Source organism: Nocardia sp. NPDC057455 (genome assembly GCF_042802775.1).
Taxonomy (GTDB): Bacteria; Actinomycetota; Actinomycetes; order Mycobacteriales; family Mycobacteriaceae; genus Nocardia.
The window spans coordinates 40358-61498 of the sequence record NZ_JBHVDM010000039.1 but is presented as its reverse complement, the minus strand read 5'-3'; the positions used below and the strand labels follow the sequence as shown (position 1 = coordinate 61498).

At 69.1% G+C, this 21141-nt stretch carries 20 protein-coding genes; 12 read left to right on the top strand and 8 right to left on the bottom strand.

The features are described from left to right. Positions 1-47 precede the first annotated feature (47 nt). Both ACFU5M_RS17885 and ACFU5M_RS17880 read right to left on the bottom strand, forming a co-directional pair. Positions 48-1628, bottom strand: a complete 1581-nt coding sequence (locus tag ACFU5M_RS17885; protein WP_379050210.1) for a hypothetical protein — start codon at positions 1626-1628, stop codon at positions 48-50. 386 nt (positions 1629-2014) lie between these two features. Further along, complete coding sequence (locus ACFU5M_RS17880) at positions 2015-2605, bottom strand: TetR/AcrR family transcriptional regulator (RefSeq protein WP_379050207.1); 591 nt, start codon at positions 2603-2605, stop codon at positions 2015-2017. Between the two features lie 91 nt (positions 2606-2696). On the opposite strand from ACFU5M_RS17880, the gene ACFU5M_RS17875 reads away from it, so the two are divergent. Both ACFU5M_RS17875 and ACFU5M_RS17870 read left to right on the top strand, forming a co-directional pair. After that, the gene (locus ACFU5M_RS17875) at positions 2697-3905 is read left to right on the top strand and encodes an acyl-CoA dehydrogenase family protein (protein ID WP_379050205.1); all 1209 of its coding nucleotides are present in this window, start codon (positions 2697-2699) and stop codon (positions 3903-3905) included. Beyond that, positions 3902-4957: a phosphotransferase family protein gene (locus ACFU5M_RS17870; protein WP_379050203.1), complete on the top strand. Its 1056-nt coding sequence runs from the start codon at positions 3902-3904 to the stop codon at positions 4955-4957. The genes ACFU5M_RS17875 and ACFU5M_RS17870 overlap by 4 nt, the downstream gene beginning before the upstream one ends. A gap of 254 nt (positions 4958-5211) precedes the next feature. Here ACFU5M_RS17870 and ACFU5M_RS17865 read toward each other — a convergent pair whose 3' ends face one another. Continuing rightward, positions 5212-6438, bottom strand: a complete 1227-nt coding sequence (locus ACFU5M_RS17865; protein ID WP_379050201.1) for a lipase family protein — start codon at positions 6436-6438, stop codon at positions 5212-5214. A gap of 166 nt (positions 6439-6604) precedes the next feature. Continuing rightward, positions 6605-7273, bottom strand: coding sequence for a hypothetical protein (locus tag ACFU5M_RS17860; protein WP_379050198.1), 669 nt, complete (start codon positions 7271-7273; stop codon positions 6605-6607). 352 nt (positions 7274-7625) lie between these two features. Here ACFU5M_RS17860 and ACFU5M_RS17855 point away from each other — a divergent pair, with 352 nt between their 5' ends. Then, positions 7626-7949, top strand: coding sequence for a YbjQ family protein (locus tag ACFU5M_RS17855; RefSeq protein WP_379050216.1), 324 nt, complete (start codon positions 7626-7628; stop codon positions 7947-7949). A gap of 6 nt (positions 7950-7955) precedes the next feature. On the opposite strand, the gene ACFU5M_RS17850 is transcribed toward ACFU5M_RS17855, so the two are convergent. Then, positions 7956-8765, bottom strand: coding sequence for an APH(3'') family aminoglycoside O-phosphotransferase (locus tag ACFU5M_RS17850; protein WP_379050196.1), 810 nt, complete (start codon positions 8763-8765; stop codon positions 7956-7958). 134 nt (positions 8766-8899) lie between these two features. On the opposite strand from ACFU5M_RS17850, the gene ACFU5M_RS17845 reads away from it, so the two are divergent. Both ACFU5M_RS17845 and ACFU5M_RS17840 read left to right on the top strand, forming a co-directional pair. Then, positions 8900-9397 carry a MarR family winged helix-turn-helix transcriptional regulator gene (locus tag ACFU5M_RS17845; RefSeq protein WP_379050193.1) on the top strand — a complete coding sequence of 166 codons (498 nt, stop codon included), beginning with the start codon at positions 8900-8902 and terminating at the stop codon, positions 9395-9397. Between the two features lie 9 nt (positions 9398-9406). Further along, the gene (locus tag ACFU5M_RS17840; protein WP_379050192.1) at positions 9407-11974 is read left to right on the top strand and encodes an MFS transporter; all 2568 of its coding nucleotides are present in this window, start codon (positions 9407-9409) and stop codon (positions 11972-11974) included. A gap of 189 nt (positions 11975-12163) precedes the next feature. Here the strand turns inward: ACFU5M_RS17840 and ACFU5M_RS17835 are convergent, their stop codons facing one another. Continuing rightward, entirely contained in the window at positions 12164-13183 is a 1020-nt protein-coding gene (locus ACFU5M_RS17835; protein ID WP_379050189.1) for a crotonase/enoyl-CoA hydratase family protein, read from the bottom strand. 106 nt (positions 13184-13289) lie between these two features. On the opposite strand from ACFU5M_RS17835, the gene ACFU5M_RS17830 reads away from it, so the two are divergent. Together ACFU5M_RS17830 and ACFU5M_RS17825 are read left to right on the top strand one after the other, a co-directional pair. Beyond that, positions 13290-13889, top strand: coding sequence for a TetR/AcrR family transcriptional regulator (locus ACFU5M_RS17830; RefSeq protein WP_379050185.1), 600 nt, complete (start codon positions 13290-13292; stop codon positions 13887-13889). Positions 13890-14110: 221 nt separating this feature from the next. Further along, the gene (locus tag ACFU5M_RS17825) at positions 14111-15013 is read left to right on the top strand and encodes a cutinase family protein (RefSeq protein ID WP_379050183.1); all 903 of its coding nucleotides are present in this window, start codon (positions 14111-14113) and stop codon (positions 15011-15013) included. A gap of 1 nt (position 15014) precedes the next feature. Here ACFU5M_RS17825 and ACFU5M_RS17820 read toward each other — a convergent pair whose 3' ends face one another. After that, on the bottom strand, positions 15015-15464 hold the full coding sequence (locus ACFU5M_RS17820) for a MarR family winged helix-turn-helix transcriptional regulator (protein ID WP_379050181.1): 450 nt from the start codon (positions 15462-15464) through the stop codon (positions 15015-15017). Positions 15465-15603: 139 nt separating this feature from the next. Here ACFU5M_RS17820 and ACFU5M_RS17815 point away from each other — a divergent pair, with 139 nt between their 5' ends. After that, positions 15604-16383, top strand: a complete 780-nt coding sequence (locus ACFU5M_RS17815; protein WP_379050179.1) for a DODA-type extradiol aromatic ring-opening family dioxygenase — start codon at positions 15604-15606, stop codon at positions 16381-16383. Between the two features lie 337 nt (positions 16384-16720). On the opposite strand, the gene ACFU5M_RS17810 is transcribed toward ACFU5M_RS17815, so the two are convergent. Beyond that, a complete protein-coding gene (locus ACFU5M_RS17810; RefSeq protein WP_379050176.1) occupies positions 16721-17089 on the bottom strand; it encodes an Rv3235 family protein in 369 nt (122 codons plus the stop codon). Positions 17090-17474: 385 nt separating this feature from the next. On the opposite strand from ACFU5M_RS17810, the gene ACFU5M_RS17805 reads away from it, so the two are divergent. From ACFU5M_RS17805 to ACFU5M_RS17790, 4 genes are all read left to right on the top strand, one after another. Next, a complete protein-coding gene (locus tag ACFU5M_RS17805) occupies positions 17475-18698 on the top strand; it encodes an alpha/beta hydrolase (protein ID WP_379050174.1) in 1224 nt (407 codons plus the stop codon). A gap of 102 nt (positions 18699-18800) precedes the next feature. Then, positions 18801-19895 (top strand): LLM class flavin-dependent oxidoreductase, encoded by a 1095-nt coding sequence (locus ACFU5M_RS17800; protein WP_379050172.1) that lies wholly within the window; start codon positions 18801-18803, stop codon positions 19893-19895. Then, positions 19892-20497, top strand: coding sequence for an FMN reductase (locus ACFU5M_RS17795; protein WP_379050170.1), 606 nt, complete (start codon positions 19892-19894; stop codon positions 20495-20497). The genes ACFU5M_RS17800 and ACFU5M_RS17795 overlap by 4 nt, the downstream gene beginning before the upstream one ends. Before the next feature lie 70 nt (positions 20498-20567). Beyond that, a complete protein-coding gene (locus ACFU5M_RS17790) occupies positions 20568-21116 on the top strand; it encodes a YceI family protein (RefSeq protein WP_379050168.1) in 549 nt (182 codons plus the stop codon). Positions 21117-21141 lie beyond the last annotated feature (25 nt).

Sequence of the window (21141 nt, the reverse complement as noted above, 5' to 3'; positions counted from 1 at the left end):
GCGGCGCGTAGTGCGCGGGCGGGCATCGTCGTCGTAGTCGGGGCTCGCTAGGACTCGCGGCCCGCTGTCGAGGCGGAACGCTGCCTGCTGGTGCGAGCGCGGCGGCGTTCGGCCTGCAGTTCGGCGAGTTCCTGCTCGAGGATGTCGGCGACGCGGAATGAACCGGTGTCGTAGATGTCCGGCGTGCGGGCCGTCGGCGACTGCGCGATGTCGGGCTTGGGAGCGTCCTTGCCGTTCTTGGGCTCCGGCGCCGGACCGTCGGTCTTCACTTCGACCGACGGACGCCGGGTGACCGCCGGGAGTTCGGCCGTCGGAACCTCCGCCTCGGAGACCGTGATCTGCGGCTTGGTCGCGGGCGTCTGCCGCACGACCACCTTCGCGGCGGGCTCTTCGACGGGCACCCGCGCGGCAGGCCGGGCCTCGGACTCGGCCGCCGAAACCGGTGCGGACGCAACAGGCTCGCTCGCGACGAGCTTCTTGCCGTTGGTCGAGGGCGCGTGGCCGTTGGCGGCGATCGTGACGTCGGTGTCCTCCACCTGCACCGGCGTCGTAGGACGCGTCTCGACGGCTTCCATCGCGTCGAGATCTTCGAGAGACACGGGCAGCACCGGCTTGCGCGGAGTCTCGGCCGACGGCCGCTTCTTCTCGGCCTGCACCACGACCTCGGGCTGCTCTTCGAATTCCACCTGCGCACCGTTGGTTTCGATGACCTCGGCCGCCTCCTGCTCGACGACCTCCACCGGGGGCGCCACCACGACGGGCTGCGGCTCCGGAGTCACGTGCTGGTACGGGACGACCGGCGCCTCGGGCACGACCGGCGTCCGGTAGCGGGGCAGCGTGAGCCGGATCTGCTCGGCCGGATCGGGCAGGTCACGGACCTGGTCGGTGGCCCTGGCGATGGCGAGGCCGTAACGAGCGCTCGCGGCGTCGTGAATGAGCAGCGCGACACCGATCATCACCGGTGCGATGGCATGTACGGCAGCGTCGTACCAGGCGCCCGCGCGCAGATACGGATAGGTGTTGAGGCTGACCGTCAGTGCCAGCAGCGCGACCTCCGCCGTCGCGACCTGACGGCGGTTGTCCACCACACCCCACTCGGCGACCTTGTTGGTGCCGATCATGATGATGATCAGGCAGACGCTGATCATGCCTTCGAGCAGGTAGCTGAACCAGTACAGCGGATCGGTCGCGCCGCCCGGTGCGATGTTGTGCTGGACGTTGACCGCCGACCACAGCATGCCCGCCGCGACGACACCGGCCAGCGCGCGCAGCGACCAGGACCGATGCCGGTAGAGCGAGGCCAGTTTCGCGTGCGGGCTGGATTCGCGTCGTTGCGCGGCAATCGCCTTGCGGGCGAGCAGGAGGTCTCGCATGTCGGCCTTCTCGATCGCTTCGGTGGTCTGCCTTGCGCGGTCGGATGCCGCGGCGGCAGCCTGCGCCTCTTTCCAGCGCTGTCCGCGCTCCTGGGTGCGAATCCGTTCGGCGAGCTCACGTTCGGCATGCAGTTCGTCCTCCGAGAGCGCCTCGGTGAGCGCCGGATCGAACTGGTAGGCGAGCCGTCCGCGGGCCTTCTCGACCCGCCTCGCCAGCTGTGTGACCTCGTCCTCGATGGGATGTTCGATGACCATCAGCGCTCCCCGCACGGGAGAGTCGATGGCAGACAAGTGATCACGTATGGCAACGGCACGTTTCATTCATAGTCGATCCACCGCTACTGGCGAAACTGTTCATTTGCCATCTCACCCAACAATTCGGCGCGCCGCGCACGACACACGCGGCATCAGGTGATTTCCCGCGGGTCGCAGGCACTTCCTCGCCACCGCGCACCAGACCATTGATCGCTCTATGCTGGAGGGGCGCGCTTTCCCTTCGCGGCAGCGCGTGCGCTCCCGCAGCGCGTTCGGATACGCCGGTGCTGTCGAGATTCGCCCCTCGGCGGCACCGGGCCGGCCGCTTGCCGTACCGACCGTCGTGCCGCGAGCATTTCGATGCACGACCAAGGAGCGCGAACCGCTCAGCGTTCGGCCTCCACCGAGTCGAGCATTCGGGACAACGTGCCGAACAGCAGCCGGTCCAGCTGATCCTGGTCCACGTCGTCGCGGGACAGCCACTGCACCGTGAGGTCCTCGGCCATGGCCCACCACGATCGCACCACCAGGCGCTCGGCGGTCGAGCGCGCGGGCCTGCCGAGCGCGGCGAACACCCGATCGGTCAGCTCGTCGTGCATCCGCTCCATGATCGACTCGAGCACCGGGTCCTGCCCGGCGGCATGGAGCAGTCCCACCAGCGGTCCACTGCGCCTGCGCATGTAACTCACGAAGTTGGCGATCATCGACGCCAGCGGGTCGGCGGCGTCCGGGTCGGGACCGGTGCCGCGCAGGAAGCGCTGCGACGCGGCGCGCACGAGCTGCGCGTAGTAGTCCTGCTTGGTCGGGAAATAGTGGAAGAGCAGCCCGCGCGAGATGCCCGCCTGCTGCGCGACCGCGTCGACGGTGATCTGGTGCCAGGGGCGATCGATCAGCATGCCCAGACCGATGCCGATCAGTTGTCTGCGCCGGTCGTCCGCCGAGCGGCGGCCGCCCGCCTCCACGGCAACCTCGGTCATCCACCCTCCTCTATTGAGCAATGCTCAACAATATGCTACCAATGAACTCGACCAGAAGTTGAGCAATGCTCAGCGAGCCTCGAGGATGGGTATGGATTTCACGCATTCCGACCGAGCCGTCCGCCTCACCGACCAGGTGCGGCAGTTCGTGCGCGACGAGATCGAGCCGCGCGACGAAGAGCACGCCGCCGCCCTGCGGGAATCGCCCTGGGCGGTCCCGCCCGTGGTCGAAGAGCTGAAGCAGAAGGCGCGGGCGGCGGGTCTGTGGAACCTCTTCCTGCCCGATCCGGAACTCGGCGCGGGCCTGAGCAACGTCGAGTACGCGCCGATGGCCGAGGCGATGGGGGCTTCCGGCTGGGCTTCGGAGGTGTTCAACTGCAACGCGCCCGATACCGGTAACGCCGAGGTCCTGCTGCACTACGGCAGCGCCGCACAGCGGGAGCAGTGGCTGCGACCGCTGCTGGAGGGCACCATCCGTTCGGCGTTCTGCATGACCGAACCCGAGGTCGCCTCCTCGGACGCGACCAACATGGCCGCGACCGCCGTGGTGGACGGCGAGGAGATCGTGCTCAACGGCCGTAAGTGGTGGAGCACCGGTATCGGCCATCCGAACTGCGCGTTCGTCATCTTCATGGGCCTGACCGATCCAGAGGCGCACCCGTATCAGCGGCACTCCATGGTGCTGGTGCCGCTGGACACGCCCGGCGTGCGGGTCGAACGGATGCTCAGCACCTTCGGTTACCTGGACGAACCGTTCGGCCACGGCGAGGTCACCTTCACCGACGTGCGCCTTCCGCTGGACGCCGTGATCGCCGGGCCCGGGCGCGGTTTCGAGATCGCCCAGGGCCGCCTCGGTCCCGGCCGCATCCACCACTGCATGCGCGCCATCGGCCTGGCCGAGCGCGCGCTCGAACTGGGGTGCCGTCGCGCGCTGTCGCGCACGGCGTTCGGCAAGCCGCTGGCCAACCTCGGCGGGAACCGGGAGCGGATCGCCAACGCCCGCGTCGCGATCGACCAGGCGCGGCTACTCGTCCTGCACACCGCCTGGCTGCTGGACACCAAGGGCCTCGTCGGCGCGCGCAGCGAAGTCTCCCAGATCAAGGCGGTCGTGCCGAGGATGACCCAAGAGGTGCTGGACATGGCGATCCAGTTGCACGGCGGCGCAGGGCTTTCCGACGATTTCCCGCTGGCGCGCGCATTCGCCGGCATTCGTTCGCTGCGCTTCGCCGACGGTCCCGACGAGGTGCACCTGGGTGTGATCGCCCGTCAGGAGCTGCGCAAATACGGAACGGACCGGTGAGCGCTCCAGACGCCGCCGCCGTCCGCGCGGAAGACGCCTTCGACGTCGACGCGATGCATTCCTGGCTCGCCGAGCAGGTACCCGGACTGAGCGAGCCGCCCGAGGTGCGCCAATTCTCCGGCGGCGCGTCCAATCTGACGTATCTGCTGCGCTACCCGGATCGTGACTTGATCCTGCGCCGCCCGCCGGGCGGCACCAAGGCGGCTTCCGCGCACGATATGGGCCGCGAGTTCCTGGTGCAGCAGCGGTTGCGCCCGCACTACCGCTACGTGCCGCGGATGGTGGCCCGATGCGCCGATCCGGGGGTGATCGGCAGCGAGTTCTACGTGATGGAGCGCGTGGCGGGCACCATCCTGCGTGGCGATCTCCCGGCGGGCACGAGCCTGTCCCCCGACCAAGCGCGGCGATTGTCCACCACGGCTTTCGACTGTTTGATCGAGTTGCACGAAGTTGACCCGGTCGCCGCCGAGCTCACCGGAATCGGCAAGGGCGCGGGCTATGTCGGCCGCCAGGTCGCGGGCTGGTCACGCCGCTTCGTGAACGCCCGCACCGACAATGTCACCGATTTCGTCACGGTGATGGCCTGGCTCGATGCCAACCAGCCCGCTGACGTCGCCACCACCGTCATCCACAACGACTTCCGGCTCGACAATCTGGTGCTGGACCCCGCGGGCTCGGGCGCGATCGTCGGCGTGCTCGATTGGGAGATGGCGACGCTGGGCGATCCGCTGATGGATCTCGGCGGGGCGCTGGCCTACTGGGTGCAGGCGGACGACGACGAGGTCATGCGCGCTTCCCGCCGTCAGCCGAGCCACCTGCCGGGCATGCTGACCCGCGCGCAGATCGTCGAACACTACTGCGCGCGCACCGGTCGCTCGGCCGAGAACTGGCCGTTCTACGAGGTCTTCGGACTCTTCCGCCTGGCCGTCATCGCCCAGCAGATCTACTACCGCTACCACCACGGACAGACCACGAACCCGGCGTTCAAGGACTTCTGGACGCTGATCAACTACCTGGACTGGCGCTGTCAGAAGGTCGCCGGGCTGATCTGACGCTCTGCCCTGTTGCGCCGGCCGCCGTCTTCGTCCTTCGATACGGCGTCGAATCTCCTCGACCGACCGGCCTTTGGGAATCTGCTCCGGCCAGAACACAGCCGCGATCAGGACGCCCAGCGGCAGACCGACCGCGCCGCCCGGTCAGTGGGACATGTCGCCGCCGGCCTGGCGAATGGCGCATTCGACCGGCCGTAGTCACCGAGACCCGCAGGCTGGTCCGGCGATGCTGAGCCACGGCATCGCCGCCGGAGTCACCGCCCGAGCGCGATGGAACCCACATCGGTGACGGTGCAATCGTCCACCGGCACTCCGGCGAACCGGTCGCGCAGCCAAGCGACCACACTGTTCTCGGCGAGTGTGTTGAGGGTCAGGTGTTCGCTCGTATGGTCGCGGACGTAGGTGACTCGCGCGGCGGGATCACGGCAGTAGGTGGAGGCCAACGCGTCGGCGGGGCCGATCGGAACGAGCCAGTCGGCGGTCGCGTGGTAGAGGAAGACCGGGGTGTCGGGGACCGATCTGCCCATCCTGGTGCGGTCGAAGACCGCGCGTAGGACCGGCGTGTGCAGTATGCCGCCGTGCACCAGGCTGTCGATGTCGAGGAAGGGTTCCAGCGCGGCTTGGTGCAGCACGCAACTGCGGTCCTTCGCCGTCAGCAACTGCTGTCCTCGCGGTGTGGCGTTCGCCCGCAGGTAGGCGTCCAGTTCGGGTTCCTCGCGCGCGAGACCGATGATGGCGGCCGCGACCAGACCGGCGCCGGGGCCCTTGTTCGCCTCGCGAGACAGAATTTCGAGGTCTACATCGGTACCGCCGGAGACCACGCCGACGAGATTCACCTCCGGCGCATACGCACTGCGCAATTCCGCGCCGTGCAGCGTGGGGATCGACCCTCCCGAGTATCCCCACATCGCCACCTCGGTGTCCGTTCCCGGCAGGTGCAGCGGACCGAAACGCTCCGCGGCGCGGATGCCGTCCAAGGCGATCCGCGCGGCCAGCGGGCCGTAAGCGAAGGCCGAGTTCGGACCTTGATGGTCCGGCACGACGACGGTCCATCCCTGCGCCAGCAACGCCGGGGCGCTGCGCAACGGGTCGATCTGGCCGTCCAGCAAACCGGCCTGCGCCGACCGGCGCGCCGTGTAGGACGGTGCGCAGAACAGTCCGGTGGAATCCTCGGCGGCGTGCAGGGACACCAATTTGCCGTTCCCCGCAGCGGGTTTCAGCAACGTCGCGACGGCGGCGATGGGCTGGTCGGCGCTGTTGCCGGACCGGTAGGATACCTGCCACGACTCGGCGTCCAGCGCCCCGCCGAGCTGGTTCGCGATGATGACCGGTCGCGCGGCGAGGATCTCGCCGGGCCGCTTCGACGCGACCAGCTCGGCAGACGGCCCATAGAAGGGGTCCTGCTCCGGCGGTACAAGCTCCGCCACCACCGGAAGTTCCGGTTCCGCCGCCGACGGCGCGACCGACAGCGCCAGCAGCATCGAAAAAGCCGTTCCAGCAAGAACACACCACCGGGCGAACACCACCGACGACCTCCCCTGGAATCGACCGCAGATGCAAAGCATTTCGCGCCGATCGACCACCCCGGCAGTGGCATCGTAGCGAAACTCTCCACGCGCGAGCGCCGCAACGGGAGATCGGCGGAACTCAGTTCGGCGCGGCGATTTTGATGATGGCGGCTTTGCCGTCGGTAGTCGCCACGGTGACGAATTGGCGATAGGTGCGATTGGCGGAATCGGGGCGCAGCTCGGTGATGACCACGTCGTAGCGACCGTCGAGCATGGGGGTGATCATGACGCAGTGCTGTGTTCCGGTGGGCACGGAGGCGATGCCCGCGTCGATCACGGCGACCGGCGGCACCGCGGCGTCCGGCACTGTCAGCGATCGTGCGACCGCTCCCGAACGGGTCACGTAATAGGCGTGCTGGAATGCCAGGATCACGTCCGGTCCGGATGCGAACGAGCCGGTGCCGTTGCCGCGCACCAACTGTCCGCCGCGAGTCGGCTCACAGCCGGGGCCGCCACCCAGCACCGGGTCCGCAACCGTGGCCGATTGCCGTGGCGCGGAGGCCGCGTCGGTGTAGACCAAGACCAGCGCGGCGGCGGCGAGCGAGCCTGCCAGCCCGACACCGCCGACCAGCCAAGCGCGGCGTGGGCCGCGACGAGCGCGGCGCCGATCGCGCGACGCCCGATGCCGGTCCCTGCGGGGCGGCGGCTCCTGGCCGGAGATCATCCCCGGCCACGTGGGGACGCGTCCGGTCCGGATCCGGCCTGGGCGGGCGCGTCGGCCGCCGGGCTCGGACGTGTTCGACGACATGATCTCGCCGCACCCCCTTTTACCGGTGCCTACTCGGCCACCGTGGGTTCCCTCTCAATGCCGTTGCGCAATAACAACATTGCATATATCTCCAGATTCTGTCGGTCGAATGCTCAACAGAAAAGCCCGAATTCCGGCGTGGCGGTCCCGGAAGCGCGATTTACCGGCTGATCAGGACCGGGCGGTCGGTGCGGTTCCGGACCGGCGCGCACACCTCGGCCCGGCGGGATTCGCCGCCGCCCGTAGCATCCCGCACATGAGCCAGCCGCCGCAGCCGTACCCGCAATATCCCGCGCACCAGCAGCCACCCCAGCCGTATCCACCGCCCCCGCCGCCCGGACCGCAGTTCCCGATCCTGGTCTCCACCATGAACGACGTGCCCGGCCAGGAGGTCATCCGGGTGTTCGGCGAGGTCGCCGGACTCACCGTGCGCAGCCGCAGCTTCGGCTCGAACTTCAGCGCCGGTTTCCGTTCGCTGGGCGGCGGCGAGATCCCCGAGTACACCCAACTGCTCTACCAGTCCCGGCACGAGGCGATCATGCGGATGTGCCAGCACGCGATGTCGTTCGGCGCGAACGCGGTCATCGCGATGCGCTTCGACTGCAACGAGATCGCGGGCACCATGAGCGAGGTAGCGGCCTACGGCACCGCCGTGCTGATCAAACCCGTGGCGTGACCGCGGTCATCCCCAGGTGAGCGGATCCAGGTGGAGGAAGAACCGCTGCCGTTCGGCATCCAGATCGATGCCGTAGCGATCGGCGAAGGCACGGTCGGCGTTTCCGGCGCGCTGCTCGTCCTGCCATGACTCCCTGGCGTTGGCCAGTAGCAGAGCGATATCGGCGTACGGATCGGCGATGCCGAGACGCCCGAGGTCGACGAATCCGGCGACCGTGTGCGTTTCCGGATCGAGGATGATGTTCGGCAGGCACAGATCCCCGTGGCAGACCACCGCTTCGGCGGACTCCTGCGTCATCCTCGGCTCCAACTGGGTGGCCAGCCTGGTGAGCAGGACCGTAGGCGGAGTGTCCTGCTGCTCCTCCGGCAGGAATTCGGGGTGCACCGCACCCCGGACCACCACGTCCTGGGCGATCGCGAACATGCGGGCCAGGCCGCGGTCGAACGGGCACTCCTCGGTGGGCACTTCGTGCAGGCGACGCACCGCGTCCGCGATGGAATCCCAGGCGAGCGCGAGGTTCTGCGGAGAAACGGCGTTCGCGGGCACACCGGGCACGGCGCCGGTGACCAAGCAGGCGCCCCCGTCATCGGTCCGCCAGTCCAGCACCGGCGGGCCGGGTATATCGTGGCCGTCGAGCCAGGTGAGCTTGTCCCGCTCCAGCGCGAGGGCGGCGGCCTCGCCCGGTTCGACGCACTTGGCGTAGCGGGAACCATCGGCGGACCGGAACACCTGGGCGCCGGACTCCCCGCCGTCGACCGGCTCCCATCGGCAATCGGACGGCAGGGCGGCGCGGAAGCGAACAAGCGACTCGGACACGCCATCGACGGTAGCAACGCCGCCGGCGCGCGACCCACCGCGCAGACCTCTGGCAACCCAGATGTATAGTTGCCTAAAGCAACTAGTTGTGGTGGCTAATCAAATCTGCTGGTGGGGAACATCGAGGTGGTGTCATGTCCGCAACCGCTCGCGAGCGCCGGGTCACGCCGGACGAACTCGCGGCCGCCGACGAACTCGGTCAGCGACTGGTCCGGTTCATGCGCGCGGTCAACCGGGCGAAGTGGCTGCCCGCGCGGCCCGGTCCGGATGGGTTGGAACGACTCGCCTACTCCGTGCTCTTCTGCCTGGTGCACGAGGGACCACAGCGCGCGGGCAGGCTCGCCGAATTGCTGCACGCCGAAGCATCCACCATCAGCAGACAGAGCAGATCGCTCGTGGCGCACGGTCTGGTGGAGCGCCGAGCCGACCCGGTCGACGGCCGCGCGTGCGTGCTGGCGGCTACCACCGAAGGCGTGCGCGTCTTCGAGGAGAACCGCGCGCTGCGCAACCGGTGGCTGGCCGACATCCTGGCCGACTGGCCCGCACCGGACCGCGACACCTTGACCGCACTGCTCGACCGGCTCACCGCAGGAATAGAGACCACTCCCCGACACCAAGCCGATCCGAAATAGGGCTCATAAATGACGAAATCCACCACCCGGGCTCCGCGGAACCTGGACGCAGGCGCGGACACGTCACTGTCGCACCGGCAGATCCTGACCATCCTGTCCGGCCTGCTGCTCGGCATGTTCCTGGCCGCTCTCGACCAGAACATCGTCAGCGTCGCGATCGTCAAGATCGCCAACGACCTGCACGGTTTCGATCAGCAGGCGTGGGCGACCACCGCTTACCTGATCACCGCGACGATCACCACGCCGCTGTACGGCAAATTGGCCGACATCTACGGCCGTAAACCGTTCTATCTCACGGCGATCGGCCTGTTCGTCATCGGCTCGGTGGCGTGCACCTTCGCCGGCTCGATGTACCAACTCGCCGCGTTCCGCGCGTTCCAGGGCCTGGGCGCGGGTGGACTGATGTCACTGGCTTTCACCATCATCGGCGATATCGTCCCGGTGCGGGAAAGGGTGCGCTACCAGGGTTATTTCATGATGGTCTTCGGCACTGCGACGGTGCTCGGCCCGGTGCTCGGCGGCTTCTTCTCCGACTACGAAGAACTCGGCGGCATCGAAGGATGGCGGTGGGTGTTCCTGGTGAACGTCCCGGTCGGCCTGCTCGCCCTGCTGGTGGTGGCCAAGGTGCTCAACGTGCCGCACCAGCGCCAGCACCACCGGATCGACTGGTTGGGCGCGCTGACGCTGACCATCGGCGTGGTGCCGCTGCTGGTCGTCGCCGAACAGGGGCGTCACTGGGGATGGTCGTCGGAGAAGTCGCTGCTCTGCTACGGCATCGGGGCGGCAGGGCTGGCGCTGTTCGTCCTGGTGGAGTTCCTGATGAAGGACTCGGCGCTGATCCCCTTGCGGCTGTTCGAGAACTCGACCTTCAGCGTCACCATCGCCGGTGGGTTCATCGTCGGTGTGGCGATGTTCGGCGCGATCACCATGGTTCCGCAGTACTTCCAGGTCGTGCGCGGCTACTCGCCGACCAAGGCAGGCCTGCTCATGCTGCCGCTGGTGCTCGGCATCACCGTCGGCTCGCAGGTGGCGGGGCGGATCACCAAGCAGACGGGGCGCTACAAGATCCTGCCGGTGGCGGGCACGTTCATCGTCGCGGTCGGCGCGGCCCTGTACGCGCAGGTGCAGTACGACAGCCCGCTGTGGCAGCCGCTGGCGATCGGCGCGGTGATCGGGCTCGGGCTCGGCTGCTGCATGCAGACGCTGATCATCGCCGCGCAGAACGCCGGACCGCGTTCGGACATGGGTGTTTCCACCGCGTCGGCCACATTCTTCCGGCAGATGGGCGGCACGCTCGGCGTCGCGGTGTTCCTGACCATCCTGTTCAACCTGCTGCCGAACCGGATCATCGACGCGTTCGGCGGCGCGCTGCCGCCCGGGTTCGGCGCCGAGCAGCTCAGCGGCATGCAGTCCAACACCAGCGGCATCGCGGCGCTGCCCGACGCGCTGAAGGTGCCGATCCTCACCGGCTTCACCGACTCCATGCACGGCGTGTTCTACGCCGCGGCCGGGGTCGCGCTGCTGGCCTGCGTGGTGCTGATGTTCATGAAAGAGATTCCGCTGCAAGACTCTCCGGCGCCCACCGCGCAGACGCCGATCGAGGAGGCGGACGCCGCCGAGTCGCACTGGGACGCGGATCAGGTCTGGGAGGGCGCCGCGCAGGCGCTGTCGGAGCCGGAACCGGTGCTCGCCGCGGCCGCGGGCGGCTACGCCGCGGGCGATCTCGCCGGCAACGGCGCATACCGGCGCGAACCGCGGGCGAGCTTCGACGGCGCGGAGTACGAAGGCCGTTCAGTCGGCGGCTACGTCCATCGCGAGGACGGCCGCCCGGTGCCCGCCGCCGCGCTCACCTTGATCGACCAGCACGGGCGGCAGGCCGCGCGCACGGGCGGCGGCGCCGACGGCAGTTACCTCCTCGGCGCGCCCGACACGGGCAGTTACGTGCTGATCGTGTCGGCCCCAGGGCATCAACCCGCCGCGGTGAACGTCACCGTCGGTGACCGTCCGCAACAACTCGACGTCACTCTGCTCGGCTCCGGCGAGCTGTCCGGAGTGGTCCGGTCCGGCACGCACCACGAGCCGCTGCCCGGCGCGACCATCACGCTGACCGACCTGGACGGCGAGGTGGTCGGATCGGCGACCGCGGCGGCCGACGGCGCTTACCTGTGCCATGGCGTGGTACCCGGCACGTACACGCTGGTCGCGGTCGCCGAACACATGCGTCCCAGCGCGACCGCGCTGACCGTGCCGGACAGTGGGCTGCTGCACCACGACATCGATCTCACGCCGATGGCGGTGCTGGCAGGCGCGGCATGGTCCGACCGCGAACGGGCGGTCTCGGACGTGCAGATCAGCGTGCTCGACGCGGCGGGCGTGCTGACCGCGACGACGCGTACCGACGAGAACGGCCGTTATATCGTCACGGATCTCGCCGAAGGCGACTACACGGTCGTTGCGCGCGGCTATCCGCCGGTGACCAGCCAGGTCACGGTGAGCGGCGGCGAAGTCGCGCACGATGTGCGGCTCGGCTACGACAACGAGGACGCGGCGACCGGAAACGTTCCGCCCGCCCGCTGACGATCCGGCGGAGCATGCGAAAGGGGCGGTGGCGATGCGGCCACCGCCCCTTGCCGTTTCCCGCTCGCGCGGATCGAGGGGCGTCGCAGCTCGCACTCGATCCGCGATCTGGATTCGATGCCGGTTTCGCTCCTGCGCGGACCCGATGCGTCGGCCGCTGGCCGGATTCCCGCACGGCTCGACAGTGGTTCACTCCCGCGCCCGGGGCCACTTGTGATCGCCGAACGGCTCGTCGCGTTCCCGGACCGCCTCGCGGAAACCCGCTGTGGCGGCACGTGCCTGAAAGGCGTAACCCTCGCTGGTGTGCCGGGAGATGCCGTCGAAGACGGTGCTGATCATGCCGGAGTTGGCCACCCCCTGCGCGTACAGCGCCGAGTTGAGCGCCAGTTTGGCCATCATCAGCTGGTTGACCGGCATGCGCGCGATCCGGGCGACGAATTCCTCGGTGCGCGCGTCGAGTTCGTCGGCGGGCCAGGATTCGATCGCCAGGCCCCATTCCACCGCCCGCTTCCCGGTGAGGCAGTCGCCGGTGAACAGCAGGCGCTTGGCGCGCTGGTCACCGAGGCGATGCGCCCACATGCCCGCCGCGGGCACCCCCCAGACCCGGGTGGGCGGATAGCCGATCTTCGTATCGTCGGCGCAGATGATCTGGTCGGCGAACAGGGCGATGTCGCTGCCGCCCGCCACGGCGAAGCCGTGCAGTTTGGCCACCGTCGGCTTGTTCGCCTGCATCAGGCTCGCGAAACCGCGGTTGAACCGGCTCATCATCGCGTAGTCGATCATCGGATCCCAGGTCCGCGCCGGATCGTGATTGCGGCCCTGCACCACCGGATCGACGACCGTCCCCGCCACCTCATCGGGCCCGCTCGCCACCGCGAAACCCTGCTCGGCGAACATGCTCAGGTCGTAGCCACCGCAGAATCCCTTGCCGCGCCCGGACAACAGGATCACGTGCACCCTCGGGTCCAGATCCGCGCGTTCGACCGCGTGCGCCAGATCGTGCGGGGTGTCGGGTGTGATCGCGTTGCCCTTCTCCGGCCGGTCGAAGGTGATGCGGGCGATGCGGCCGTCCCGCTCGTAGGTCAGCGTGCGGTACTCGCGGGCGTCGTCCGGGTCGGGGCGTCCGGCCCACGGAGCGTCCGGGGTCTCGGTCCAATTGCGATACCACGCCCCCGCCCCGCTGTCGGCCTGGATGTCACTGTCGGTCATCGCTTTCCCTTCGACGCTGGCGCGAACCGGTCTCCGCAGTCTGGCGCACCCCCAGTTGACAGTCAACCTTGACTGTGAAAATGTCGCGGCGACAGGAGGAGCGGACATGGCCGGACTACGCGAGGAACAGAAGCGAGCGACCCGCGTCCGCATTCTCGACGCGGCTGCCGACTTGCTGGCCGAGCAGGGCTACCGGGCGCTGTCCACCTTGTCCGTGCAGCGGGCCGCGGGCGTCAGCCGCGGGGCGCTGCTGCATCACTTCCCGACCCTGGGCGCGTTGATCGGTGAACTGGTCGGGCATTTGGTGGCGCGCAATGAGTCGGCCGTGCGAGAGGTCGCGGCCCGGTCGGGGCCGGGGACCGATCCGCTGCGGCGGGCATTGACCGCCCTGTACGAGTCGATGGCACGCCCGGCGGCGCAAGCCGAGTTCGAACTGTGGGCGGCCGCGCGGACCGACCCGGCGCTTGCCGAGGCGTTGCGCGCGGCCGAACGACAAGCCGGTCGCGACTTGCGGCGCGTGGTCGACGCGCTGTTCGGCCCGGACATGGTCGCCCATCCGCGCTATCCGGCCGTCCGCGACCTCACGATCGCGATACTGCGCGGCACCGCGATGTCCCGGCCGCTGCGCACCTCCGAGCGCGCCGCCACGGCAACCATCGATCGATGGGCGGAGGCCATGACAGTTCTTCTCGCGCAAAGCTCCTAGCAATCCACGGGCGTCGACGTGGCCGAATCGGCTGTGATACGCGTCACTTCCGCCTGCGATTGTGCACTCTCCCACACTCTCGCTATCCTGGCTGCACTTTGAGACCATCGAGTCTCAATGCAGCCTTCGACGGGGCCGGGTTCGACCACCGCACGGCGCCGGCGGAGGCCGATTCCTGCCGGGGAGCGCCTGCGGCGCCTGTACTACCAGGAGCAAACGCCATGCGATCGAAGTTGATCTCGGCGGCCATCGGTTTCGCGATGATGGCGCTGTCGTGTGTGGGACCGGGCAGCGGACCCGCCGTCGCGGCACCGGATTGCCCCAGCCTGTACGTAGTGGCGATCCCGGGAACATGGGAGACCACCGCGGACGGCGAGCGCCCAGGGCCCGGAATGCTGGCCGGGGTCACCCGCGGCCTGCCGCCCTCGACGCGAGTGGACTACGTGAGCTACGCCGCGACCGCGTTCCCTTGGGAGAGCGAGGTATACGGCGCCTCCAAACGCGAGGCCGTCGACAACGCGCGTGGCATGATCGCGGCGATGGGCCGGGCGTGCGGCGCGACCAGGATCGCGCTGCTCGGCTACAGCCAGGGCGCGGACGCCGCCGGTGATCTCGCCGCCGAGATCGGCACCGGGCTCAGCGTCGTACCGCCGCACCGGATCGCCGCGGTCGGGCTCATTTCCGACCCGCGCCGCTCTCCCACCGACGCGCTGGTCGGTCCACCGGTCGGCGGCGCGGGCGCGGGCGGCCCCCGCATCGGCGGGTTCGGTCTCGTCACACCGCAGACCCGCACCATCTGCGCGATCGGCGATCTGTACTGCACCACGGCTTCGGACGATTTCGTGACCCGCTTCGCGGGCTTCTTGGCCCAGACTTCCCATCCCGATCCGGCCAACCTCTGGCGCTACCAGCTCGAGATGGGCGCCATCGTCGGCGACCTGATGTCCAACGGCGGAATCCCCTTGCTGCAGAGCCAACTCTCGGAGTCGGCCAACCAGGAACGGGCTCGGCTGCTGGACGAGTTCTACCGCTCCGAAGCGCACACCGCCTACGGCAGCTATCCCGTCGGGGGCGGAGTGACCGCGCTGTCGTGGATGCACGACTGGCTGGCGTCGCTGGCCTGAGTCAGGGAGCGAGCCGCCGCGCGACTTCGTCCAGGCTCTCCGCGAGCGCGCCTTGCTGGGCGTCGGTGAGCACGTCGACGAGGACGCGGCGGACGGTCGCGACATGGCCCGGCGCCACCTCGGCCAGCCTGTCCCGGCCCGCCTCGGTGAGCACGGCGATGACACCGCGCACGTCGGTCGGGCAGGCCTCGCGTACCAGCAGCCCGGCCTTCTCCAACTGCGTCACCTGGTAGGTCAGACCGCTTTTGGAGGTGTAGAGCGCGTCGGCGAGTTCGGTCATCCGCAGGCGGCCCTCCGGCGCGTCCGCGAGCCGCACGAGCACCTCGTACTGGGTGTGGGACAATCCTTCCCGCTTGAGCTGCCGTTCCACCTCGCGACCCACCAGCGCACCGGCCGCCAGGAAGCTCTGCCACACCGCCATCTCGCGGGAGTTCAGCCACGTGGTCTCCACGGCTCCACCCTAACCCCATTGTTCAAATTTGAATAACAATGCTAGAGTTGATTCGAATTTGAACTACTGGCAGGCTGCCGCCGAACGCGGCGTCCGCGTCCGACCACCGGACGCCGGCGATCCAGCCGCAAGGAGCGCTATGACCGTGGCCGATCGAATGCCGGTGCTGTATCTCTCGCATGGTGCTCCGCCGCTGGCCGATCACGAGTACTGGCCCGCCGAACTGGCGGCGTGGTCGCGCGCGTTGCCGCGCCCGCGCGCAGTCCTGATCATCTCCGCGCACTGGGAGGCCGCGCCGATCGCGCTCGGCGCTACCGAGACGGTGCCGCTGGTCTACGACTTCTGGGGCTTTCCCGAGCGGTACTACCAGGTGCGTTATGCCGCGCCGGGCGCGCCCGAGTTGGCCGGCAAAGTGCGGAACCTGTTGCGCGGACCCGGTGCCGCCGTGGCGGACGTCCCGGATCGCGGGCTCGATCACGGCGCCTACGTGCCGTTGCGGGAGATGTATCCGGACGCGGGCGTCCCGGTGTTGCAGCTGTCCATGCCGACGCTGGACCCGCAGGACTTGCTCGGCATCGGCCAGAAGCTGGCGCCGCTGCGCGACGAAGGCGTGCTGATCATCGGCAGCGGATTCTTCACCCACAACTTGCGCGCGATGACCGCCGACGACGAGCACGTGCACTCCTTCACGGCGGAATTCGACGCGTGGGGCCGCGAGGCGCTGGCCGCCCGCGACCTGGACGCACTGCTCGACTTCGAGCACGCAGCGCCCGCGGCTCGCCTGGCCCACCCCCGCGCCGATCACTTCGCACCGCTGTTTGTCGCACTCGGCGCGGGCGAGGAGGACTTCGGCACGCTGCGCACCGTCATCGACGGCTACTGGTTCGGCATGGCACGCCGATCCATTCAGCTCGGCTGAGCGCCGTTGCCACCGTCGGTGCGGCCCCGCCGCCACATCCGGCCTCCGCCGATGCCCCGAGTGATCGTGAATCCGGCCCGGCCTGCATCGCAAAACGCAACCACGGGCAGCGCTGCGCCGGAGTCGACCGCTCGCTCGGCGCCGACCCGCGCGCCGCGGTCACCGGCGGCTGAAGCCTTCGGAGTCGCGGTCGCCCACCGGCATCTCGCCCTGCGCCGGACCCGCGGCCGGATGGCAGCAGCAGAATCGTGATGGTCCCCGGCAGGACGGTGAACGGTCCGCGAGGCGGCGGCACTTCCACCACGACCGAGGTCGCGAGCCCCCTGACGCCGACCGCTCATCGGATGCGCAGCGCCGTCAGCCGCCAGCCCGCCGAACGGGTGCGAACGACACGTGCCGCCAAGGCGAAATGCCGACCGCTCCTGGCGTACGCGGCGAACACCTCGGCGGTCTTGGCGTCTACCAAGACCACGCTCACCCGCGTCGGCACCGCGACGCCGAGGTCGCGTCCCGGCACGAGACCGGCGCCGATCAACGTGCGCACCGCGGCGACAACCGTAGCGTCGGCGACCACGGCCAATTGCGGCACGGGTCGCCTGCGGTCGAGCACCTCGAGGACGACCCGCACCGCCGACTCGGCGAACCGGCGTGCCGCCGACCGCGTCTCGTCCTCGGACGGCGGCGTGGACGCATGGCTCCGACGCACCGCGCTGCGTATCCCGGCACTCGAGCGACTCGCGGCCGCATGCGGCCGCGGCCGGCACGGTAGCGCACGAGCGGATGCCGGATCACGCACCATCCGCTCCGCCTCGCCGCGGCGGCGACTGTCCAAAGGCGGCTCCGGATTCGGAGCAGGCGCCAACCAATCCTGATAACCAGCCATGCATATCCCTTCGAAACTCGATGGCCGAAACCTCGTGGGGACCGATTCTGCGGACGAGGCAACGGAAGTCGCGCGTAGTCGGCTACCCGAATCCGCCCCGGCCTGCCACCACCGGAAACCGGCCGCCACGAAGACCGACCTATGTTGGAGCCGGCAAGCCCCGACCCGGAACCGGAGATCTGGAATGACCGACGAGCGAGGAGCGGACGTGACCGTGCCCGGAAAGTCCGCGACCCCGCGTCGCCTGGTCCGCATCGGTCTGCTCACGCTCGCCGGAGCACTCGCCGGGTATCTCGCGCTCGCTCAACTGCTCGCGGTACTGCCGGTTTCCTGGGTGATGCCGTTGCTGCGCAACGCGGTCGTGCAGTCGGCCGTGCTCTTGCTCGGCGCGGTCCGGGACGCACTGGGCTCGTGGAACGTGGTGCTGGCGGTGGTCGCGACGGCCCTCGCGACGGCGGTGTTTCGCTCGGGCGGGCGCGGGCGGCGCCTCGCGGGCACGGTGACCGGCGTGGCCGCCGTCGGCTTGGCACTGTCCGTGGTGACCAGCGCGACGCTGGTCTTCGCGGCGCGCGACGCGGCGGGCGTCTGGATTCCGTTCGCCCCGGCCGTGCCGTTGCGCACCGTCGGCGACGCGCCCGACGAGACCGTCACCTACGCGACCGTCGACGGACAGCCGATCCAGGCGGACCTGTACCTGCCCGCTGCGGGGCCGCGACCTGCCCCGCTGGTGGTGAGCATCCACGGCGGGGCATTCGTCACGGGCAGCCGTGGCACCGACGCCTACACCAACTGGCTGGCCGACAACGGATACGCCGTCCTCGACGTGGACTACCGCCTGTCCGACGAGAGCGATCACCGCTGGGATACCGGGGACGCCGACGTCGCCTGCGCGCTGACCTGGGCTGCGGCGAACGCGCAGCGGTACAACTGGGACATGCGACGGGTCGCCGCGTTCGGCGAATCGGCGGGCGGCAATCTGGCCGTCAACGTCGCGAACAAGATCAACGCGGGCACCCTGCGCCCCAGCTGCGGCAGCGCCGCCGATCTGCCGAAGGTGCGCGCGGCGGTGGCGCTGTACCCGGTGGTCGACCTCGCCGCTTCGGGCACCGAGACAGCGCTGGGCGTCGACGCGGCCCGGCAGTACCTCGGCGGATCGCCCGAGCAGTACCCCGACCGCTACACCGCGACCGGCTCCGCCGCGCATATCACCGGCGACTCCCCGCCCACGCTGCTGATCCAGGGCGCCAACGATCACCTCGTGCTCGCCGAACACACCGCCGCCTACGCCACCGCACTCGAGACCGCGCACGTCCCGCACCGCTATGTCGAGCTCCCGTTCCTCGACCACGCTTTCGGCACCACCGAACTCGATGCGGGCGCGCAGGTCACCCGCGAACTCACCCGCACCTGGCTGGCGGAATACCTGCCGTAACCGACGCCACACGACCAGGACGGGAATACCAACGCACCCCGCCCCGTTCCTTTGGTTGCCATATCCACCAAATTGGGTAAGACTGAGAACGAAGGAGGCGTCGTGCAGTTCGGAATTTTCACGGTCGGTGATGTGACGACCGATCCCACGACCGGCCGGACGCCGAGTGAACACGAGCGCATCACGGCCATGGTGACGATCGCGCGCAAGGCCGAAGAGGTCGGACTGGACGTGTTCGCCACCGGCGAGCACCACAACCGGCCGTTCGTGCCGTCGTCGCCGACCACCATGCTCGGCTACATCGCGGCGCGGACCGAGCGGCTCCAGCTCTCCACCGCGACGACGCTGATCACCACGAACGACCCGGTGAAGATCGCCGAGGACTTCGCCATGTTGCAGCACCTGGCCGCAGGGCGGGTGGACCTGATGCTCGGTCGCGGCAACACCGGGCCGGTCTACCCCTGGTTCGGCAAGGACATCCGCGACGGCATCCCGCTGGCGATCGAGAACTACCACCTGCTGCACCGGCTCTGGCGCGAAGACGTGGTCGACTGGGAGGGCAAGTTCCGCACGCCGCTACAGTCGTTCACCTCGACGCCGCGCCCGCTCGACGACGTACCGCCGTTCGTCTGGCACGGCTCGATCCGCAGCCCCGAGATCGCCGAGCAGGCGGCCTACTACGGCGACGGATTCTTCGCCAACAACATCTTCTGGCCGAAGGAGCACTTCCAGCGGCTGATCGCGCTGTACCGGCAGCGCTACGAGCACTACGGCCACGGCTCCGCCGACCAGGCGATCGTCGGCCTGGGCGGACAGGTGTTCATGCGCAAGAATTCCCAGGACGCGGTGCGCGAGTTCCGGCCCTACTTCGACAACGCGCCGGTCTACGGGCACGGCCCGTCGCTGGAAGAGTTCACCGAGCAGACCCCGCTCACCGTGGGCAGCCCGCAGGAGGTCATCGACAAGACGCTCACCTTCCGCGAGACGTTCGGCGACTACCAGCGCCAGCTGTTCTTGATGGATCACGCGGGCCTTCCGCTGCAGACCGTGCTGGAGCAACTCGACCTGCTCGGCGAAGAAGTGGTCCCGGTGCTGCGCAAGGAATTCGCGGCCCTGCGCCCGGCGCACGTGCCGGACGCGCCGACGCACGCGAGCCTGGTCGCCGCCCGCGACGCCGCACTGGAGGCGACACGATGACCCGCATCGCCGTCGTCTCCGCGGGCCTGTCGCAGCCCTCGTCGACCCGGCTGCTCGCCGATCGGCTCGCCGCCGCCACCGGCGCGGCGGCGACCGCGTCCGGTGCGGACGTGACCTTCGACGTAATCGAGGTACGCGAGCACGCCCGCGATCTGGCCGATAACCTGCTGACCGGATTCGCGCCAAGCAGGCTGCGCGCGACCATCGATACCGTGACCGGCGCCGACGGCTTGATCGCCGTCACGCCGATCTTCAACGCCTCCTACAGCGGACTGTTCAAGACGTTCTTCGACGTCCTGGAACCGGATTCGCTGGCCGGGATGCCGGTGCTGCTGGGCGCGACCGGCGGCTCGGCGCGTCATTCGCTGGCGTTGGAGCACGCACTGCGGCCGATGTTCAGCTACCTGCGCGCGGTGGTCGCGCCCACCGCCGTCTACGCCGCCTCCGAGGACTGGGCGTCCGCGGCGGCAAACGGATTGAGCGGCAGGATCGACCGCGCGGCAACGGAATTCGCCGCGATGCCGGCCGCCACACCGCGCGAGCGCGCCGCCGATCCGTACGACGACCCGGTACCTTTCGCACAGCTGCTCGGCACCCACTGATCCTTCCTCCAACCGACCCTGTCCGATCCACGCCCAACTAGTTCAATCCTCAATCACCAAGGAGAACGTCATGTCGACCGGAACCACCAACGCTCTGACCGCGGGCACCTGGGCCATCGACCCCGCCCACTCCACCCTCGGCTTCTCGGTGCGCCACCTGATGGTCAGCAAGGTGCGCGGCCGCTTCACCGACTTCTCGGGCAAGCTCGTCATCGGCGAGGACGGCAGTGCCTCGGCCGAGGCCGAGATCCGGGTCGACTCGGTCACCACCGACAACCCGCAGCGCGACGCGCACCTGCGCACCGCGGACTTCTTCCAGGCCGAACAGTTCCCGGTGGCCACGTTCAAGTCCACCGGTTTCCGGGTGAACGGCGACGACTTCGTAGTGGACGGCGAATTCACCATCCGCGGCGTCACCAAGCCGGTCTCGCTGGACGTGGAGTTCCTCGGCGTCAACCCCGGCATGGGCCAGGGGCCGGTCGCAGGCTTCGAGGCCGAGACCGTGATCAACCGCCGCGACTTCGGCATCACCATCGACATGCCACTGCCCGACGGCGGCGCGGTGATCGGCGACAAGATCACGCTCACCCTCGAGGTCGAGGCCGGTCTGCGGTCCTGAGCGCTTCCACCGGTCCCGCAGGAGT

Coding starts and splice junctions, on each gene's coding strand:
- ACFU5M_RS17885 (WP_379050210.1), bottom strand. CDS start 1,628: ATGGTCATCGAACATCCCATCGAGGACGAGGTCACACAGCTGGCGAGG.
- ACFU5M_RS17880 (WP_379050207.1), bottom strand. CDS start 2,605: ATGACCGAGGTTGCCGTGGAGGCGGGCGGCCGCCGCTCGGCGGACGAC.
- ACFU5M_RS17875 (WP_379050205.1), top strand. CDS start 2,697: ATGGATTTCACGCATTCCGACCGAGCCGTCCGCCTCACCGACCAGGTG.
- ACFU5M_RS17865 (WP_379050201.1), bottom strand. CDS start 6,438: ATGCTGCTGGCGCTGTCGGTCGCGCCGTCGGCGGCGGAACCGGAACTT.
- ACFU5M_RS17860 (WP_379050198.1), bottom strand. CDS start 7,273: ATGTCGTCGAACACGTCCGAGCCCGGCGGCCGACGCGCCCGCCCAGGC.
- ACFU5M_RS17845 (WP_379050193.1), top strand. CDS start 8,900: ATGTCCGCAACCGCTCGCGAGCGCCGGGTCACGCCGGACGAACTCGCG.
- ACFU5M_RS17840 (WP_379050192.1), top strand. CDS start 9,407: ATGACGAAATCCACCACCCGGGCTCCGCGGAACCTGGACGCAGGCGCG.
- ACFU5M_RS17835 (WP_379050189.1), bottom strand. CDS start 13,183: ATGACCGACAGTGACATCCAGGCCGACAGCGGGGCGGGGGCGTGGTAT.
- ACFU5M_RS17830 (WP_379050185.1), top strand. CDS start 13,290: ATGGCCGGACTACGCGAGGAACAGAAGCGAGCGACCCGCGTCCGCATT.
- ACFU5M_RS17825 (WP_379050183.1), top strand. CDS start 14,111: ATGCGATCGAAGTTGATCTCGGCGGCCATCGGTTTCGCGATGATGGCG.
- ACFU5M_RS17815 (WP_379050179.1), top strand. CDS start 15,604: ATGACCGTGGCCGATCGAATGCCGGTGCTGTATCTCTCGCATGGTGCT.
- ACFU5M_RS17795 (WP_379050170.1), top strand. CDS start 19,892: ATGACCCGCATCGCCGTCGTCTCCGCGGGCCTGTCGCAGCCCTCGTCG.
- ACFU5M_RS17790 (WP_379050168.1), top strand. CDS start 20,568: ATGTCGACCGGAACCACCAACGCTCTGACCGCGGGCACCTGGGCCATC.